The organism is Pseudomonas sp. FP2254 (genome assembly GCF_030687695.1).
GTDB classification, from domain to species: domain Bacteria; phylum Pseudomonadota; class Gammaproteobacteria; order Pseudomonadales; family Pseudomonadaceae; genus Aquipseudomonas; species Aquipseudomonas quebecensis.
In genome coordinates this window covers 4,824,964-4,843,193 of record NZ_CP117444.1, presented here as the reverse complement: position 1 = coordinate 4,843,193, position 18,230 = coordinate 4,824,964, and the positions used below count along the sequence as shown (strand labels likewise).

At 62.1% G+C, this 18,230-nt stretch carries 18 protein-coding genes; 6 read left to right on the top strand and 12 right to left on the bottom strand.

What is annotated here, in order from left to right:
* Position 1: 1 nt before the first annotated feature.
* The 4 genes from PSH94_RS22280 to miaB form a co-directional block, all read right to left on the bottom strand.
* Positions 2 to 841, bottom strand: a complete 840-nt coding sequence (locus tag PSH94_RS22280) for an HlyC/CorC family transporter (RefSeq protein WP_010206772.1) — start codon at positions 839 to 841, stop codon at positions 2 to 4.
* 42 nt (positions 842 to 883) lie between these two features.
* Entirely contained in the window at positions 884 to 1,342 is a 459-nt protein-coding gene (gene ybeY, locus PSH94_RS22275; protein WP_253509544.1) for an rRNA maturation RNase YbeY, read from the bottom strand.
* Complete coding sequence (locus tag PSH94_RS22270; RefSeq protein ID WP_305435824.1) at positions 1,335 to 2,339, bottom strand: PhoH family protein; 1,005 nt, start codon at positions 2,337 to 2,339, stop codon at positions 1,335 to 1,337. The genes ybeY and PSH94_RS22270 overlap by 8 nt, the downstream gene beginning before the upstream one ends.
* Positions 2,340 to 2,469: 130 nt before the next feature.
* A complete protein-coding gene (miaB, locus tag PSH94_RS22265; RefSeq protein WP_305435823.1) occupies positions 2,470 to 3,798 on the bottom strand; it encodes a tRNA (N6-isopentenyl adenosine(37)-C2)-methylthiotransferase MiaB in 1,329 nt (442 codons plus the stop codon).
* 131 nt (positions 3,799 to 3,929) lie between these two features.
* Here miaB and PSH94_RS22260 point away from each other — a divergent pair, with 131 nt between their 5' ends.
* On the top strand, positions 3,930 to 4,256 hold the full coding sequence (locus tag PSH94_RS22260; RefSeq protein ID WP_003236992.1) for a DUF1820 family protein: 327 nt from the start codon (positions 3,930 to 3,932) through the stop codon (positions 4,254 to 4,256).
* 66 nt (positions 4,257 to 4,322) lie between these two features.
* Here PSH94_RS22260 and PSH94_RS22255 read toward each other — a convergent pair whose 3' ends face one another.
* From PSH94_RS22255 to PSH94_RS22240, 4 genes are all read right to left on the bottom strand, one after another.
* Positions 4,323 to 4,877, bottom strand: a complete 555-nt coding sequence (locus PSH94_RS22255) for a tetratricopeptide repeat protein (RefSeq protein ID WP_181079827.1) — start codon at positions 4,875 to 4,877, stop codon at positions 4,323 to 4,325.
* 226 nt (positions 4,878 to 5,103) lie between these two features.
* On the bottom strand, positions 5,104 to 6,387 hold the full coding sequence (gene hemL / locus PSH94_RS22250; RefSeq protein ID WP_181079826.1) for a glutamate-1-semialdehyde 2,1-aminomutase: 1,284 nt from the start codon (positions 6,385 to 6,387) through the stop codon (positions 5,104 to 5,106).
* A gap of 11 nt (positions 6,388 to 6,398) precedes the next feature.
* Positions 6,399 to 7,028, bottom strand: coding sequence for a thiamine phosphate synthase (thiE, locus tag PSH94_RS22245; RefSeq protein ID WP_285428843.1), 630 nt, complete (start codon positions 7,026 to 7,028; stop codon positions 6,399 to 6,401).
* Positions 7,029 to 7,060: 32 nt separating this feature from the next.
* Positions 7,061 to 7,858 (bottom strand): hydroxymethylpyrimidine/phosphomethylpyrimidine kinase, encoded by a 798-nt coding sequence (locus PSH94_RS22240; RefSeq protein WP_181079824.1) that lies wholly within the window; start codon positions 7,856 to 7,858, stop codon positions 7,061 to 7,063.
* Between the two features lie 276 nt (positions 7,859 to 8,134).
* Here PSH94_RS22240 and PSH94_RS22235 point away from each other — a divergent pair, with 276 nt between their 5' ends.
* The 4 genes from PSH94_RS22235 (at position 8,135) to PSH94_RS22220 (ending at position 14,549) form a co-directional block, all read left to right on the top strand.
* Positions 8,135 to 10,525, top strand: a complete 2,391-nt coding sequence (locus tag PSH94_RS22235; RefSeq protein ID WP_305435822.1) for a 7TM diverse intracellular signaling domain-containing protein — start codon at positions 8,135 to 8,137, stop codon at positions 10,523 to 10,525.
* Positions 10,526 to 10,594: 69 nt separating this feature from the next.
* Positions 10,595 to 12,250, top strand: a complete 1,656-nt coding sequence (locus PSH94_RS22230; RefSeq protein ID WP_305435821.1) for an acyl-CoA dehydrogenase family protein — start codon at positions 10,595 to 10,597, stop codon at positions 12,248 to 12,250.
* Between the two features lie 119 nt (positions 12,251 to 12,369).
* Positions 12,370 to 13,842, top strand: a complete 1,473-nt coding sequence (gene amn / locus PSH94_RS22225; protein WP_181079821.1) for an AMP nucleosidase — start codon at positions 12,370 to 12,372, stop codon at positions 13,840 to 13,842.
* Positions 13,843 to 13,913: 71 nt separating this feature from the next.
* A complete protein-coding gene (locus PSH94_RS22220) occupies positions 13,914 to 14,549 on the top strand; it encodes a pseudouridine synthase (RefSeq protein ID WP_253509538.1) in 636 nt (211 codons plus the stop codon).
* On the opposite strand, the gene PSH94_RS22215 is transcribed toward PSH94_RS22220, so the two are convergent.
* Entirely contained in the window at positions 14,544 to 14,753 is a 210-nt protein-coding gene (locus PSH94_RS22215; protein WP_025999909.1) for a DUF2788 domain-containing protein, read from the bottom strand. The genes PSH94_RS22220 and PSH94_RS22215 overlap by 6 nt on opposite strands.
* Positions 14,754 to 14,888: 135 nt before the next feature.
* Positions 14,889 to 15,368 (bottom strand): Lrp/AsnC family transcriptional regulator, encoded by a 480-nt coding sequence (locus tag PSH94_RS22210; RefSeq protein ID WP_003194418.1) that lies wholly within the window; start codon positions 15,366 to 15,368, stop codon positions 14,889 to 14,891.
* 416 nt (positions 15,369 to 15,784) lie between these two features.
* Between PSH94_RS22210 and PSH94_RS22205 the strand changes: the two genes are divergently transcribed.
* Complete coding sequence (locus PSH94_RS22205) at positions 15,785 to 16,810, top strand: DUF6515 family protein (RefSeq protein WP_305435819.1); 1,026 nt, start codon at positions 15,785 to 15,787, stop codon at positions 16,808 to 16,810.
* On the opposite strand, the gene PSH94_RS22200 is transcribed toward PSH94_RS22205, so the two are convergent.
* The gene (locus tag PSH94_RS22200; protein WP_181079819.1) at positions 16,807 to 17,700 is read right to left on the bottom strand and encodes a cation diffusion facilitator family transporter; all 894 of its coding nucleotides are present in this window, start codon (positions 17,698 to 17,700) and stop codon (positions 16,807 to 16,809) included. The two genes, PSH94_RS22205 and PSH94_RS22200, sit on opposite strands and share 4 nt — an antisense overlap.
* A 9-nt stretch (positions 17,701 to 17,709) precedes the next feature.
* Complete coding sequence (locus tag PSH94_RS22195) at positions 17,710 to 18,129, bottom strand: hypothetical protein (RefSeq protein ID WP_034139408.1); 420 nt, start codon at positions 18,127 to 18,129, stop codon at positions 17,710 to 17,712.
* Between the last annotated feature and the right edge of the window lie 101 nt (positions 18,130 to 18,230).

Here is an 18,230-nt window from a genome sequence, read left to right as displayed (position 1 = left end):
CTTAGCGGGCGATAGGTGTCAAACGAATCAAGTGGATACGGCGGCTGTCGGCATTCAGGATGCGGAAGCGATAAGCGCCGATCTCGGTGGTTTCGTTACGCTTGGGCAAGTGCCCGAACGCACTCATCACTAGGCCTCCCACCGTGTCGAACTCATCATCGGAGAATTCGCTGTCAAAGAACTCGTTGAAGTTCTCGATCGGCGTCAACGCCTTGATCAGGAAATCGCCACTGGGCAGAGGCTTGATGTAGCTGTCTTCTTCGACGTCGTGCTCGTCTTCGATGTCGCCGACGATCTGCTCCAGTACGTCTTCGATGGTCACCAGGCCCGCCACGCCGCCGTATTCGTCGATCACGATGGCCATGTGGTTGTGGTTGGCACGAAATTCACGCAGCAGAACGTTCAGGCGCTTGGACTCCGGCACGAACGTGGCCGGGCGCAGCAGGTCCTTGATGTTGAAACTGTCGCCGTTCTCCTTGAGGATCAGTGGCAGCAGGTCCTTGGCCAGCAGCACGCCCATGACGTCGTCATGGCTTTCACCGATGACCGGGTAGCGCGAGTGCGCCGAGTCGATCACGGCCGGGAGGAACTCCCGTGGAGTCTGGGTCGCCTTGATGCTGATCATCTGCGAACGCGGGACCATGATGTCCCGGACCTGCAGGTCAGCCACCTGGATGGCGCCTTCGACGATGGCCAGCGCTTCGCTGTCCAGCAACTTGTTCTGATGGGCCTCGCGCAGCAGCTCCAGCAGCTCCTGGCGGTTTTTCGGCTCGTGGGCAAAAGCCTGGGTCAGCTTACCCAGCCAAGACTTTTGCCCGTTGCTCGATCGGTCTTCGCTCATAGCGATTACTCTGAATCCTTTGTTGTTACAGTTGAGTGTTTTTTACGCTTCGTCATCTGCGTAGGGGTCCGGATGACCCAATTGGGCAAGCAACGTTCGTTCCAGTGCTTCCATTTCCTCGGCTTCATCATCGTCTATATGGTCGTAACCCAAGAGATGCAAGCAGCCGTGGATGACTAGATGGGCCCAGTGGGCCTCAAGTTCCTTGCCTTGTTCCCTGGCTTCGCGCTCGACGACTTCGACGCAGATCACCAGGTCACCCAGCAATGGGATGTCCAGCAACTCGTCGGGAACGTCGGCGGGGAAGGACAGCACGTTGGTCGCGTAGTTTTTCTGACGCCAGGTGTGGTTCAGTTCGCGGCCCTCGGGCTCATCCACCAGACGAATGGTCAGCTCCGAGTCGGCGGAGCGCTGGCGCAGCGCCAAGGCGCACCATTGCCGGAACTGTTCTTCGCTGGGGGCCGGCGCTTCGGTGGCCAGTTGCAGGTCAAGCTCAAGCATCGCGGCGAACGTCCTTGGCCGGTGCGTCATCGCGGTGGTCGAAGCGCTCGTAGGCTTCGACAATGCGCTGCACCAACGGGTGGCGCACCACGTCCTTGGGCATGAAGTGCGTGAAGCTGATACCCGGCACGTCCTTGAGCACCTCGATCACCTGGGCGAGGCCCGACTTGGTACCTTTGGGCAGGTCGACCTGGGTGACGTCGCCGGTAATCACGGCCGTGGAACCGAAACCGATACGGGTGAGGAACATCTTCATCTGTTCGACGGTAGTGTTCTGGCTTTCGTCGAGGATGATGAAACTGTTGTTCAGCGTCCGGCCGCGCATGTACGCCAGCGGGGCGATCTCGATCACTTGGCGCTCGATCAGCTTGGCCACGTACTCGAAGCCGAGCATCTCGTAGAGCGCATCGTAGAGCGGGCGCAGGTACGGGTCGATCTTCTGGGCCAGGTCGCCGGGCAGGAAACCGAGCTTTTCGCCAGCCTCGACCGCCGGGCGTACCAGCAGGATGCGGCGCACTTGCTCGCGCTCCAGGGCATCCACCGCGCAGGCCACGGCCAGGTAGGTCTTGCCGGTGCCGGCCGGGCCGATGCCGAAGTTGATGTCGTTGCCGAGAATCTCTTTGACGTAGCGCTGCTGATTCAAGCCGCGCGGGCGAATCATGCCTTTCTTGGTGCGCAGGGCCACGCTGGCTTCGGCCACCGGGTTGTTGGCCAGGTCTTCCACGGCCGACTCCTGCAGGTACAGGTGCACGGTTTCCGGGAACAACTCGCTGCCCTTCGTCTCGCGATAGAGACGGCGCAGCAGGTTTTCTGCGGACGTAGTGTGTTGGGGTTCACCAATGAGCTCGAACTGATTGCCGCGGTTGCGGATCTCGATGCTCAGGCGTTGTTCGATCAAGCGCAGGTGCTCGTCGAACTGTCCGCACAGATTGGCGAAACGGCGAGCCTCAAACGGCTCGAGGATAAAACGATGGGGTTCTGCGATGGGTGCGTTCAAGGTTGCTTTTAGCCGCCCTTTGGCTGTTTAGGTGAAAGAGAGGATAACGCCAGTGACGCGGGTACGAAAGCACTTACGTCATTGGATGTTGCACGGTTCCAATGTGGAGGGGGCAAGCCCCCTCTCACATTTATTGCACCAGCGAGCCGCGCAACGAGTGCGGCTGCGCCGCGTCGATATGCACATCGGCAAACTGACCGATCAATGTCGGATTATCGCAGCGGAAGTTGACGATCCGGTTGTTCTCGGTACGGCCCTGCAATTCTCCAGGATCTTTCTTCGAATAGTCAGTGACCAGGATGCGCTGGATCGAACCGACCATTTGTCGGCTGATCTCGAAGCCCTGCTGGTTCAGGCGGTGTTGCAGGGCATTCAGGCGTTCTTTCTTCACCGCCTCCGGCGTTTCGTCTACCAGGTCGGCGGCCGGGGTGCCGGGGCGTTGGCTGTAAACGAACGAGTAGGAGAAATCGAAGCCGACGTCTTCGATCAGCTTCATGGTCTGCTGGAAGTCTTTCTCGGTTTCACCGGGGAAGCCCACGATAAAGTCCGAGCTGATGCACATACCAGGCACCGCCGCGCGCAATTTGCGCAGCTTGGATTTGTATTCCAGGACGGTGTGGTTGCGTTTCATGGCCGACAGGATGCGGTCCGAGCCCGATTGCACCGGCAGATGCAGATGTTTGACCAGCTCCGGCACCTCGGCATGGGCCTGGATCAGGCTGTCGGAAAACTCCAGCGGGTGCGAGGTGGTGTAGCGAATGCGCTCGATGCCATCAACCGCCGCGACCACGCGGATCAGCTCGGCGAGGTCCGCCAGCCGCCCGTCGTGGGTCTGGCCGCGATAACCGTTGACGTTCTGGCCCAGCAGGGTCACTTCACGCACGCCGTTCTCGGCCAGGTGGATGATTTCCGCCAGCACATCGTCGAACGGTCGGCTGACTTCTTCACCACGGGTATAAGGCACGACGCAGAAGGTGCAGTACTTGCTGCAGCCTTCCATCACCGATACGTAGGCGCTCGGGCCATCGATGCGCGGCTCGGGCAGGTGATCGAATTTTTCGATCTCAGGGAAAGAGACATCGACCTGCGGCAGCTTGGTCACGCGCGCGGCATCAATCATCTCGGGCAGACGGTGCAGGGTCTGTGGGCCGAACACCACGTCGACATAGGGCGCGCGGTCGCGGATCGCGGCGCCTTCCTGGCTGGCCACGCAACCGCCGACGGCGATCACCATGTCGGGATTGGCCAGTTTCAGTTCGCGCCAGCGGCCCAGTTGCGAGTACACACGGTCCTGGGCCCGTTCGCGGATCGAGCAGGTATTGAGCAGGATCACGTCGGCATCTTCGGCGCGGGCGGTGACTTCCAGGGCCTGGTGTTCGCCCAGCAGATCGACCATGCGCGAGCTGTCGTACTCGTTCATCTGGCAACCGTGGGTTTCGATGTAAAGCTTCTTGGCCATGGGAATCGTCAACTGGTGGTAAAGAACCGCGCATTATAGGGGGCATGCCCATTGGTTCCTAGCGTTGTGCATCGGGTGCCATGCTATAGTTCGCGCCCTCTTTTATATCCCCGATGTGTTGTTCGCCCACCATGACCAAACGTGAAGCTCCAATCTACAAGGTGATTTTCCTCAACCAGGGCCAGGTGTTCGAAATGTACGCCAAGCAGATCTATCAAAGTGATCTGTGGGGGTTCCTGGAGGTGGAAGAGTTCGTCTTTGGCGAGCGCACCCAGTTGGTCGTCGACCCGGGCGAGGAGAAACTCAAGGCGCAATTCGAAGGCGTGGTGCGCAGTTTCGTGCCGATGCACTCGATTGTGCGCATTGATGAAGTCGAGCGCCTGGGCACGCCGAAGATCAGCGAAGCGCGAGGCGTGAGCAACGTCATGCCGTTTCCGATGCCGATGCCTGAGAAGTAGAGCGTTAGAGTGCGTCGTGCCCTTCGCGGGCTTGCCCGCTAAGTGGCCGTCAGATGCAACGCAGAGTCAGGGCAGGGGTGAGAACGGCGAACGTCCGTCGGCGCTCTGCAATTCCAGCAGGTACTTGCGGAAGATCTGGCCCAGCACCTGGGTCGCCACTTCCAGCTCATCGCGCTTCATGTGCTCGGCGACCTCGTCGGCCGTGTCCAGTGCGTCTTCGGCGCCGTTCACCGCCGCCATCTTCAATACGATGTACGCCTGGACGTTATTGACCGGCACCCCTTCACCGCGCATGTACATGTTGCCCAGCTCGAATTGCGCCTGCGCGTGACCTTGCAACGAGGCTTTCTCGAAGTAGCTCAAGGCTTTGTTGAGGTCCTGGGCTGGGTTTTTGCTGTCGTGGTAATACGCGCCCAACTCGTATTGCGCCTGGGCATCGCCCTCGTCAGCCTGTTTCTGGCACGCGCTCAGGGCTTCGGCCTGGGTGTCTGGCTGGGTATTGAGGGTGCAGCGACCCATCGCTGGGATTAACAACGAGTTGCCGCCTGCTTGTGCATGTGCCAGCAGCGGCTGAAGGAGCAACAGGCAGCCCAGAACCAGGGTGCGGCCGGTGCGTTTCATGGGAATCGACTTACCTCTGACGGGGCGCGCGGACCCTCGCGGGATCCAATAAGCGCGCATTATGAAATAAGCAGGCCCCTGCTTACAAAGTCTTTACTCGTTTTTCTGCCGGTTGGGCAAGTTATCTGCTGGATTGCGGATGATTTCTTGCGAAAAAGCCGGAAATATCTGTAAGCAAAGCGCCCAGCCAGGCGCCACGTGGGTGGCGCCTGGTAGATACGGCCGTTTATTTCAGCGCGGCAAAGGCGCGTTCAGCGGCGTCCAGGGTCAGTTTCAGCTCAGCGTCGCCATGGGCGATCGAGGTGAAACCGGCTTCAAACGCGCTCGGCGCCAGGTACACGCCGCCTTCAAGCATCAGGTGGAAGAAGCGTTTGAACAGGTCCGCATCGCTGCCCATCACGTCGTCGAAGGTGACGATATCGTCGGCGCCGCTGAAGTACAGGCCGAACATGCCGCCGGCCTGGGTGGTGACGAATGGGATACCGGCGGCATCGGCGCGCTGTTGCAGGCCGTCCAGCAGGCGGGTGGTGTAGTCGGTGAGTTCGGCGTGGAAGCCCGGACGGCTGATCAACCGCAGGGTTGTGAGGCCGGCGGCCATGGCCAGCGGGTTACCCGACAATGTGCCAGCCTGGTACACCGGCCCCAGCGGCGCGATGTGTTGCATGATCTCGCGCTTGCCGCCGAAGCAGCCCACCGGCATGCCGCCGCCGATGATCTTGCCAAAGGTGCTCAGGTCCGGTGTGACGCCGTAGTGCGCCTGGGCGCCGCCTAAGGCTACGCGGAAACCGGTCATCACTTCGTCGAAGATCAGCACCACGCCATGTTTGTCGCACTGCGCGCGCAGGCCTTCGAGGAAACCCGGGGCCGGCGGTACGCAGTTCATGTTGCCGGCCACCGGCTCGACGATGATGCAGGCCACGTCCTGGCCCACTTCGCTGAGCATCTGCTCGACGGCGGCGATATCGTTGAACGGCAGGGTCAGGGTGTGTTTGGCGAACGCCGCCGGCACACCGGCCGAGCTCGGTACGCCTTGGGTCAGCGCGCCGGAACCGGCCTTGACCAGCAGGCTGTCGGAATGGCCGTGGTAGCAGCCTTCAAACTTGATGATGCTGTCGCGACCGGTGAAGCCTCGGGCCAGGCGAATCGCACTCATCGTGGCTTCGGTGCCGGAGCTGACCATGCGCACCATCTCCATCGACGGCACGATCGAACACACCAGATCAGCCATCTCGGTTTCCATGGCGGTCGGCGCGCCATAGGACAGGCCGTGTTCCAACTGCCTGCGTACCGCGTCCAGCACGTCCGGGTGGCTGTGACCGAGGATCATCGGGCCCCAGGAACCCACGTAGTCCACGTAGCGCTTGTCATCTTCGTCGGTGACGTAGGCGCCTTCGGCATGCTTGAAAAACAACGGCGTGCCGCCCACGCTTTTGAATGCACGCACGGGGGAGTTCACACCGCCGGGGATGTGTTTCTGGGCATTGGCAAACAGGGTTTCGGAACGGGACATAAACGGGCTCTCTACACTGAAGATTTAAGAAGGTCGTTGAAGGCGCGGGCGCGGCGCGTCACTTCCTGGGTGCTGTCGGCGCCGAACAGGCCATGGACCACCGCGAGCAGGTCGGCACCGTGCGCCACCAGCGGCTCGGCGTTCTCGAGGGTGACGCCGCCGATCGCACAGATCGGCAGGTGCAGGCGCTTGCGCGCATCGGCGAGCATTTGCAGGGTGGCGGCCGGCGCACCGGGCTTGGTGTTGGAGTTGAAGAAGCGGCCGAAGGCGACATAGCTGGCGCCTTCCCTGGCGGCCTGCTCGGCCAGTTCGATCTGGCTGTGGCAAGTGGCGCCGATGATGGCTTTGGGACCGAGCAGTGCGCGGGCCGGGGTGAGCGGGCCATCGGTCTGGCCCAGATGCACACCGACGCCCAGGCGCGCGGCCAGTTCGGCATCGTCGTTGATGATTAATTGGGTTTTGTAGCGCGAGCACAGTTCCCGCAGCGTTTGAGCTTCGCGCAGGCGGCGCGCTTCATCGTTACTTTTGTCGCGGTACTGCAGCAGCGTCACGCCGCCGTCCAGCGCCGCTTCGACGTAAGCGAGGAATTTGCCGGCCAACAGTTGGCTGTCGGTAATGGCATAAAGGCCACGTAATTTCATCGGGCATGTCCCTTGAAGTGGCGAGCAGGCGCCTACGAGCAGAAATCCAGCGGCAGCCGGCGCGGAACGAACTGGCCCTGGCCGAGTTGTTCAGCATCACGCAGCGTGCGCCAAGTGTAGTTGAGGGCCGATTGCACGGCGCTGGCCAGGCCTTCGCCCTGGGCGATACGCCCGGCCAGCGCACTGGCCAGGGTGCAACCCGAACCGTGATAGCTGCCCGGCAGGCGCTGACAGGTGAAGGTCTGGCGCGTGCCGTCGCGGCTATACAGGCGATTGTGCACTTCATGCTCGTCGCCATGCCCACCGGTAATCAACAGGTGCTGGATAAACGGCAGCAGCTTGTCGGCGCACTCGTCCGCCGTGCCTTCGGGCAGTTCAGCGAGGATGCGGGCCTCGGGCAGGTTCGGCGTGGCAATCAGCGACAGAGGCAACAGCCGCTCCCGCATGGCGTAGCCCACTTCATCCTTGCCCAGGCTGCCGCCGCCGCCGGCACGCAGCACCGGGTCGCAGACCACCGGCAGGTGCGGGTGCGCCTGCAGCAGCTCGACCACGGTGTCGACCATCGCGGTGGAGCCGAGCATGCCCAGCTTGACCGCGGCCACCTCGGAGTCGCTGAGCACGGCGTTGGCCTGGGCCAGCACCCACTCGCGGTCGAGCACGCGGAAGTCGCTGACGTTGACTGTGTTTTGCACGGTCAGCGCGGTAACGGCCGCAGCAGCATGACAACCCTGGGCGAGCAGGGCTTCGATATCTGCCTGCAGGCCGGCGCCACCACTGGGATCATGGCCGGAGAGACAGAGGACAACAGGGCGAGAGCTGTAGATATTCATGGTGGGCGAGCTTACCACCAAACGCTTTTTGCGTGGCCTTCGGGCAGTGCTTGAATTTCACTCTGAAGGCTTCGCGCTTGCGCGGCTTTAACAGCCAAAAAACCATGCTGAAAGCCTTGTCCTAGAGCCTTTCAAAAAATTATTTCAATGGTGTCCAATGGCCTGCAACGGCTATGCTAGAGTGAATCCAAACAACTTATCTGTACCGCCGGTGTACGTCTTCTCAAAAGGAATGGGGGGCCTTTGCCATAACCGGACATGCCACGCTGGGGCTCTATGCGCTATTTGCTGATTCTATTGTTGTGCGGGCTGCCCATGCTCGCCGGCGCCATCGAGTTCAACCAGGACACCCGAAGCCTGCCCCTGGGCCGAGCCTTGCAAGTGCTCGAAGACCCGTCCAACAGCCTTTCCATTGCCGAGGTCAGCGCGCCGTCCGCGGCCGTGCAATTCAAACCTCACGATAAAGACACCCTCAACGCCGGCTACTCGCGTTCGGTGTTCTGGCTCAAGCTCAATCTGCATTATTTACCCCACGACACCGAGGCTCAGCGCACCTGGCTGCTGGAGCTGGCGTACCCGCCGTTGGACCACCTCGACCTGTACCTGCCCGACGGCCAGGGCGGTTATCGTCTGGCCAGGCGCACCGGGGATGCACTGCCGTTTGCCAGCCGCGAGATTCGTCAGAATAATTACCTGTTCAAACTGGATTTCACCCCAGGCGAGGCCAAGACCGTTTACCTGCGCCTGCAGAGCGAAGGTTCGATCCAGGCGCCGCTGACCCTCTGGTCCAGTACCGCGTACCTGGAGCAGCAGCCGCTGCGTCTGTATGTGCTGGGCCTGATCTATGGCGTGCTGCTGGGGATGCTGGTCTATAACCTGTTCATCTACCTGAGCGTGCGCGACACCAGCTACCTGTACTACATCTTCTATATCGCTTCGTTCGGCATGTACCAACTGTCGGTCAACGGCGCGGCGGTGGAATATTTCTGGCCGAACAACCCTTGGTGGACAAATGCCGCGACGCCATTTCTGATCGGTGCGTCGGCATTGTTCGGCAGCCTGTTTGCGCGCAGTTTCCTGCACACTGCCCAGCACAGTCGCTGGATCAACCGCGTGCTGCTGGCGCTGGTGGCGTGCGGCGCCGTGGTGATGCTGCTGTCGTTGATGGCCAGCTACGCGCTGGCACTGCGTCTGGCCACGGGCCTGGCGTTAGTGTTTACCGTGAGTATCTTTGTCGCCGCCATCAAGGCCTGGTATTGCGGCCAGCGCGTTGCGCGCTATTTCATCATCGCCTGGTCGGCGTTCCTGCTGGGTGGGGTGGTCAACACCCTGATGGTGCTGGGCTATCTGCCTAATGTGTTCCTGACCATGTATGCCAGCCAGATCGGCTCGGCAATCGAGGTGGCGCTGCTGTCGCTGGCCCTGGCCGACCGCATCAACGCGATGCGCGAGCAGCAGGCGCAGATTCTGTTCGATGCCAGCCAGAAACTCGAAGTGCTCAACTCGCAACTGGCCCGCAGCAACCGGCTCAAGGATGAATTTCTCGCCACCCTGACCCACGAACTGCGCACGCCGATGAACGGTGTGATCGGCTCTCTGGAGCTGATGCAGACAGTGCCTCTGACCCACGACCTGGCGCAATACCATCAAACCGCCGCCGGTTCCGCGCGGGACATGATGCGCATGGTCAACGGCATTCTCACCCTCACCGAATTGCAGGCCGGACGCCTGAGCGCCCAGCAACGCGTGTTCAGCCTGCGTGGGGTACTCGACAGCCTGCGCCAGCAATTCAATGCCAGCGCCCTGGCCAAGGGCCTGGCGTTTTCCATCGACGTCGCTGATGAACTGCCGGACCGCCTGGAGGGCGACGTCGACAAACTCATCCAGTGCCTGGATTGCCTGCTGGACAACGCGTTCAAATTCACCCACGAAGGCTCCGTGCGCGTGCGGGTGGTGGGCGTGCCCCACAGCGACGGCAGCGTGCGCCTGAGCTTTATCGTGACCGACACCGGCATCGGCTTTGCCTCCCTTGACGGGGCCACGTTGTACCAGCGTTTCTTCCAGCTGGACGGTTCGAGCACCCGAGAGTACGGCGGCATGGGCATCGGGCTGGCGATCTGTCGGCAGTTGATCGAACTGGTCGGCGGGCGCCTTACCCATCATTCCGAACCCCACAAGGGCAGTCGTTTCCAATTGGAAATGGAGGTGCGCCAGTTGCCGTCCGAGTCCAGGCCTGCCCTGGCCGGGCAGCGCGCACCGCAGGACTGCACGGTGTTGCTGGTGGATGACAACAGTGTCGGCCAGTTGGCGGTGCGCGGCATGCTGCTCAAGCTCGGCTACCGGGTTAAAACGGTAGGCAGCGGCCCGGCGGCGTTGGAGGCGTTGCAGGCGCGATGTGTCGAGGCGGTGGTGTTGGATATGCCTGACGGTGAATTCTCGTTGTGTTGTCAGATCCGTGCCTTGCCCGGTTGCGCGGAACTGCCCGTGATCGCCTTGAGCACGTCGCTGACCGCGCCCGAGCGCGAGCGTTGCCTGGGGATCGGGGTGACCGAACGCATAGTCAAGCCGGTGCGCTTTGACGCGCTGCAGGCGGTGATGCAGCGCTGGGTGCTGGGCGCGGCCGAGGGCGAAAGCGCCGGGTATTCGGCGCGTATGCCACTTTTTTAAGCGCAGCAGCGGTGCTTAACTGAAAAAACCGGCCCTAACCGAACGTGGCCTTTTTCCAGGACGCCCGTGATGAACCTGCATCAATTTGCCGAAACCCACGACGTGACCAACCAGCCGCCCTCCCTGGACGGTGTCAACCTGTACCGCATCGACTTGCCCCTGCAAGAGTGGTCGCGTCGTTTCGGTGCCGGTTGGGCGCAACCGCGCATCGATGCCTATGGCGCGCTGGCCGGCGGGCCGTTGATGGCGGCCGGGTTCCTGGCCAATCAGCATAAGCCGGTGTTCAACAGTCATGACCGTTACGGACATCGCATTGATCTGGTGGAGTTTCATCCGGCCTATCACGAGCTCATGCGCACCGCCGTGGAGCACGGCCTGCCGTCGTTGCCGTGGGCGCACCCGCAGGCCGGCGCCCATGTGGCCCGCGCCGCCATGACCTACCTGCACAGCCAGGCCGAGGCCGGCAGCGGTTGCCCGTTGACCATGACCTTTGCCTGCGTGCCGGCACTGCGGTTGCAGCCGGACCTGGCCAAGGCCTGGCTGCCGAAAATCCTCAGCACTCACTACGACCCGCGTAATGTGGGCATCGCCCACAAGGCCGGCGCCACCATCGGTATGGCGATGACCGAGAAGCAAGGCGGCACCGACGTGCGCGCCAACACCACCCGCGCCTATCCGGTGGGCGCGGGCGGCCCCGGGCAGGCGTATGAGCTGGTGGGCCACAAGTGGTTCTGCTCCGCGCCGATGTGCGATGCGTTCCTCACGCTGGCGCAGACCGACAAAGGCCTGACCTGTTTCCTGCTGCCCCGGCACCGCCCTGGTGATACACGCAATGAGTTCTACATCCAGCGCCTGAAAAACAAGCTCGGCAACTGCTCCAACGCTTCCAGCGAAGTAGAGTTTCGCGGCGCCCTGGCGTGGATGGTCGGCGAAGAAGGGCGTGGCGTGCCGACCATTATCGAAATGGTCGCCATGACCCGCTTCGATTGCATGGTCGGTTCCAGCGCCTTGATGCGTCAGGCGCTGACCCAGGCCAGTCATCATTGCGCCCATCGCTCGGTAAGCGGGCGCGTGCTCAGCGAGCAACCGTTGATGCAAAACGTGCTGGGCGATCTGGCGCTGGAAAGCGAGGCCGCGCTGGCCTTGAGCATGCGCATGGGACGAGCGTTGGATCACTTGGATGACGAGCGCGAAAGCAAATTCGCACGGCTGGTCACGGCTGTGGGCAAGTACTGGATCTGCAAGCGCGCGCCGGCCATGATCAACGAGGCTGCCGAATGCATGGGCGGTGCCGGCTATGTGGAGGACAGCATCCTGCCGCGCCTTTACCGTGAGGCGCCGGTGAATTCTACGTGGGAAGGTTCCGGCAATGTGCAATGCCTGGATGTGTTGCGAGCGTTGTCCAAAGAGCCGGGGGTGCTGGAGGCGCTGTTTGTCGAACTGGGCGACGGGCACGGCGACAAGCGGCTGGCTCGGCATATCGAAGCGTTGAAATCCGCCTTCATGGACACCCAGGACATCCAGTACCGTGCGCGGCAGTTGACCGAGGACATTGCCGTGGCATTGCAGTCCAAGCTCTTGTTGGAGGCGGGTCATGCCGCAGTCAGCGATGGCTTTATCGCCAGCCGCTTGAGCGATTCCTCCGGCCGCGCTTATGGCGCCTTGCCGCGTGGCGTGGATGTGGCGGCTATCGTCGCCCGCTCAACGCCTTCTGTTTCTGAATAAGCGCGGTTCAAAGGTGGGAGGGGCAAGCCCTTTCCCACATTATTGAGCGCTTTCCAACGCCACTGTTTCGGTGCGGCTGGGATGCAGGCAAGATACAGGCCTGCATGTCAGAACACAGGATGCTTACCGTGACCGAAGCTTTTGTTGTCGTTAAAACCGCCGAAGAAGCCGTGGACCGGCTGGCGGCTCTGCATGAGCGGGCTACCGGCGCGCTCAATCAGGCCCTCAAGCAATACCTCAAGGACCGCGTCGAACCCGATGCCGAACAGCGTGCTCTGTTTCGCTACCCGGAACTGCGCCTGACTTACCACTGCCACGGCGAAGTCCCACAGACCACCCGCGCTTATGCCAAGGTGCAACTGCCGGGCACCTACAGCGTAACCGTTACCCATCCTGCGGCGTTCCGTAAGTACCTGCTGGAGCAACTGGTGCCGCTGATGCACGACTTCACCGTGACGGTGGAAGTGGGCGTGAGCCAGCAGAATATTCCTTACCCATACGTGGTCGAACAGGGCGATGAACTCGCCGGCTCCGGCGTGACCGCCGCCACCCTCGCGCGGGTATTCCCCAGCACCGACCTGTCAGCCGCCACCGACGGCATTGCCGACGGCCTGTATGACTGGGAAAACACCGACCCGCTGCCCCTGGCGCTGTTCGATGCGGCGCGCGTGGACTTTTCCCTGCGCCGGCTGGTGCATTACACCGGCAGCGACTGGCGCCATGTTCAACCCTGGATCCTGCTGACCAACTACCACCGCTACGTCGACCAGTTCATCCTGCATGGCCTGGAGCAGTTGCGCAGCGACCCGCGTTTTGTCCGCATGGTGTTGCCGGGCAACGTGGTCATCGACAAGAGCATGGACCACGGCGAAGCCTCGGCCATCGCGGCGGGTGTGGTCTGGCACCGCTACCAGATGCCGGCTTATCACCTGCAGGCCAGCGATGGTCACGGCGTGACCCTGGTCAACATCGGCGTCGGCCCGTCCAACGCCAAGAACATCACCGATCACCTGGCCGTGCTGCGTCCGCATTGCTGGTTGATGATCGGCCACTGCGGCGGCCTGCGCCAATCCCAGACCATCGGCGACTATGTGCTGGCCCACGCGTACATGCGTCGCGACGGCATTCTCGATCGTGTGGTGCCGCCGAATATTCCGATCCCGGCCCTGGCCGAAGTGCAACTGGCGCTCCAGCAAGCTGCGGCCCACGTGACGGGCGAAAAAGGCGAACAGCTGAAAAAACGCCTGCGCACCGGCACCGTGCTGACCTACGACGACCGCAACTGGGAGTTGCGTTGGGCCCAGGAGCGCCCATTGATCAACCTGTCCCGCGCCGTGGCGGTGGACATGGAAAGCGGCACCATCGCCGCCCAGGGCTATCGCTTGCGGGTGCCTTACGGCACGTTGCTGTGCGTGTCTGACAAGCCGCTGCACAGTGAAATCAAATTGCCCGGCTCGGCCAACGCGTTCTATGAACGCGCGGTGAGCCAGCACTTGAAGATCGGCATCGAAGCGGTGGACCTGCTGCGCAACGAACTCAACTCGCTGCACTCGCGCAAACTGCGCAGCTTCGACGAGCCGCCGTTCCGCTAAGCGGTTGGGATGGTCATTTAACGGTCAGGCCACTAGCATTGTCGGCCCTGACCGTTAGATGTTGTTCCGCCATGTCTCGTCCCACTCGCCCCGATTCGCGCCGCCCTGGCGTGAAACCTCCGTATTCCGCTGCGCGTCGCGTCGCCAAGGCGCCGCCGGCCGAGCCGAAGCTGATCCTGTTCAATAAACCATTCGATGTGCTGACCCAGTTCAGCGACGAAGGCGGGCGCGCGACGCTCAAGGACTTCATCGACATTCCCGGCATCTACCCGGCGGGCCGTCTGGACCGTGACAGCGAAGGCTTGCTGCTGCTGACCAACGATGGCCAGTTGCAGGCGCGCATTGCCGACCCTAAGCACAAGCTGGCGAAAACCTACTGGGTGCAGGTGGAGGGCGAACCCACGGAACAATTGCTGCAACGCCTGCGCGAGGGGGTAGAACTCAACGACGGCAAAACCTTGCCCGCCGAGGCCCGGCGTTTGGACGAGCCCGCGTTATGGCCGCGCAACCCACCGGTACGCTTTCGCAAAAACATTCCGACGTATTGGCTTGAATTGGTGATTCGAGAGGGGCGCAACCGTCAGGTCCGGCGCATGACCGCCGCCGTGGGCCTGCCGACCTTGCGCTTAGTGCGCGTGCGTATCGGCGATTGGACAGTCGACGGCCTCGATCAAGGCCAGTGGAAAGAAGTGCCGGCGCGTTTATAAAGCGCCGGATTCGATCAGGCCAATCACCACGCTCTTGATGATGAAAGCGGCCACGCCCAGGCCCAGCACGAAAAACAGGATGAACGAACCAAAGCGTCCGGCCTTGGACTTCTTCGCCAGGTCCCAGACGATAAAGCCCATGAAAATGATCAGAATCGTGACCAGGCCGGTCATCATCCATTCTTCAAACAGGGCGGGGTCGATGTTGTTCATGGGCTCTTCCAACGGGGCAGGCGGCGAGTATAGGGCAGTGTCACAAGCGCAACATTGACCTGGGTCGAAGTGCAATCAAAATGTGGGAGCAGGCTTGCCCCCTCCCACATTTGATCTTCATTGACCTTAGGTGCGTAGGTGGGTCAGTGGCAGCTCCGTGCTGTTGAGCACCTGGTTGAGTACAAAGCTTGAACGCACGCTGGTCACGCCTTCAATGCGGGTCAAATGCCCCAGCAACAGTTTCTGATAATGGTCCATGTCCGGCACCACCACTTTCAGCTGATAGTCTGCATCCATGCCGGTGACCAGGCTGCATTCCAGTACCTGGGGCAGGGTGCGGATGGCCGCTTCGAAGTTTTCGAAACGCTCGGGGGTGTGGCGGTCCATGCCGATCAGCACGTAGGCGGTCAGGCTCAGGCCGAGCATCTTGCGGTCGAGCAGGGCGACCTGGCGGGCGATGTAGCCGTCGTCTTCCAATTGCTTGACCCGGCGCGAGCACGGCGATGGCGACAGGCCAATCCGTTCAGCCAACTCCTGGTTGGAGATCCGCGCGTCACGCTGCAATTCCGCCAGAATACTCAGGTCATATCGGTCAAGCTTGCTCATTGGGTTGGCCTTTGTCGTAACTATTGCGGCGAATTATCTATGAAGGGTTAAAAATTGCGCAAGCACTGTTTATTGACGCAATCTTCGCAATCATCTGTCGGGTGCTGGCGCGTATCGTTAGCAACAGAATCACCGCCTGGACAACAGTCCACTGCAGCTCGCCCAATCAGGCCCGCTGCGGCCGCCGCCCCAGCAGGGTTGAGCCGGCCTCCAGGCTGCACACTGTCCACAAGACGGCGTGAGGTGAGCCAACGTCAAAAGCGTTGAGCCAGGACGAAATTCTCAAGGGGTGGCCGACGGGTCGCCCCTTTTCTTTTGCCTTAAGAAAATTGTTCTCGTGACTGATAACTTGTCTCAGAACCGGGCGAGGCTTTCCCAGTCTCATGTTCAAGCCCCGAATCGCAGTGAGGAAAAGCATGAAGCGCATCTGGCGTTTGGCAGGTGTTGGTTTGCTGGTGGTCGGTGTCGGCGCGCAGGTATTGGCCGACGAGCGCGATAACGCACCTCGCGAAGGCCAAGGGCCGCAGGGCGGTGGGCAGCATGAGCGCGGCCCGGAGGGCGGGCGGCGGCCGGAGAATAGTCCGCCGCGTCCCGAGAACCCTCAACCGCGTCCGCAGAACGAGCATTTTGACCGCGGCGGCCCGAATAGCGGTGGTCAATGGCAGGCGCGGCCGCAGGGCAACGAACCGGAGCGGCCGGCGCCACCACCGAATAATCTGCCGATCCAGGGCCGGCCCGATACCGTGCGCCAGACCCAGGAACCGCGCCAGGGTTACTACCGTGATATCCCCCGGCGCAACGATGGCAACCCACATTGGGAAGCCGGCGGCCCCGGTTCGCGTCCCGGCTACAACGGGCGTCCGGATGACCATCGTTGGCCAGGGCGCCCCGACGGCCATGGCAATGGCTGGGGCCCAGGCCCGCAGTACCGTCCGGGTTATGTGGTGGACCGCTTCCCCGACCGCAATTACCGCGTGCCGTATCGTGGCCAGGACTACTTCTTCTCCGGCGGTTACTGGTATCGCCCCCAGGGCCCGCGCTATGTCGTGGTTGCGCCGCCTTATGGCATCCGCGTGCATTACCTGCCGGACTATGCGCGCGAAGTGTGGGTCGGCGGCTCGCTGCTGTTCCTCGCCGCCGGCGCCTATTACGCCTACGAAGAAAGCACACAGCAATACGTAGTGGTGCAGCCGCCGGCGGCGGTTCCCGCGCCGCAGCCTGCGCCCCAGGGCAATGGTTATGACGTGGTGGCCTATCCCGCCAATGGCCAATCACCGGCCCAGGTGCAACAGGACGGTTATGACTGTTATCGCTGGGCGGTGCAGCAAAGCGGCTTCGACCCTCAGGCCGTCACCTATGCACCCGACCCGGCGGTGGTGCAGGCCTATCGCCAGGCCCAGGGCAACTGCCTGAGCAGTCGCGGGTATCAGGTGCAGTACTAGACCTTGGCGCCTGTAACCACTTCCTGCGGGTCGGCGTGTACCAGCACTTCGGCGCGCGGGTAGGCGGCGTGAATGGCATCGGCGGCCTGGTCGCTGATGTCATGGGCCACTGACAAGGTCAGGTCCCCCGGCAGTTCCAGGTGCAATTGCACGAACCAATGGTTGCCCGATACCCGCGTGCGCAGGTCATGGGCGCCCAGCACACCGGGCACGCCACGGGCCAGCTCCAGCATGTGCTGGCTGACGTCGGGCGGCAGTTCTTCGTCCATCAGCACCGCAAAGCTTTCCCGGGCGATATGGATGGCACTCCACAAAATGTAGGCGGCGATCCCCAGGCCGAACCAGGCATCCACCTGATGCAACCCCATGGCGGCCAGCACCAGCGCCAGCAGGATGCTGCCGTTGAGCAGCAGGTCCGAGCGATAGTGCAGCGAGTCGGCGCGCACGGCGTTGGAGCCGGTTTCACGGACCACTCGGTGTTGCAGCATCAGCAGGGCCACGGTCAGCAACAGGGAGAACACAATCACGCCGATGCTCAGCCATGGCGCGCCCACCGGTTCCGGATGCTGCAGGCGCTCATAGGCCTGCAGTGCGATCAACACCGCACTGCCGCCGATAAATAACGCCTGGGCCATGCCGGCCAACGACTCCGCCTTGCCATGCCCGTAACGGTGATCGTCATCGGCCGGTCGCAGCGCGTAATGCACGGCGAGCAGATTGAGCAGCGACGTCACCCCGTCCAGCAGCGAGTCGGTCAAGCCGGCAAGCATGCTCACCGAGCCGCTGAACCACCAGGCGATGGCCTTGGTGATGATCAGTACACAGGCCACCGCAACCGAGGCGCGAGTGGCCAGCCGCAACAGCCGGGCGTGTTCGGGACTGCTGGTCATGGGCTGTCCTTAGGCGGCGGGTTGCAGGCCAAGGGCGGCGAGTTGTTGCACGCTACCCTTGAACTGGATCAGGCGCGGGTCGTCCAGCGGCAGGCTGCGGCCGGTTTCTTTCTGAATGATGCTTTGCAGCTTGGCGTTGTCGACCTGGCCGTCGGCGCCGATGGCTTCGTGGAGTTTTTCCGGGGCGACCTGGGCAGTCTTGCCCGGCTCGAAATAGATCGCGCCCGTGGCGAAGTCGACGCCAAACGCGATCAGGCCAGGGATCACATAAAACAGCAGGCCCACGGCATCAAGCACAGCGATGGTCGGGTCGATCTTGCCGTCGATCTGGCCGCGGCGGTCGGGGTAGAAAATCGAGCCGCAGGCGGTCAATTGGCTGAGCAGGGTGACGGCTAAAACACCGCCGATGACTCGGGAAGCGATACGCATGGACAATCTCCTCAACAGGGTTGATACGCGACTATATAACACCGGCCTTGAGACCAGCGTCGGCATCCGGCAGTTCGCCGTTATACTCGCCGCTCTGCTTT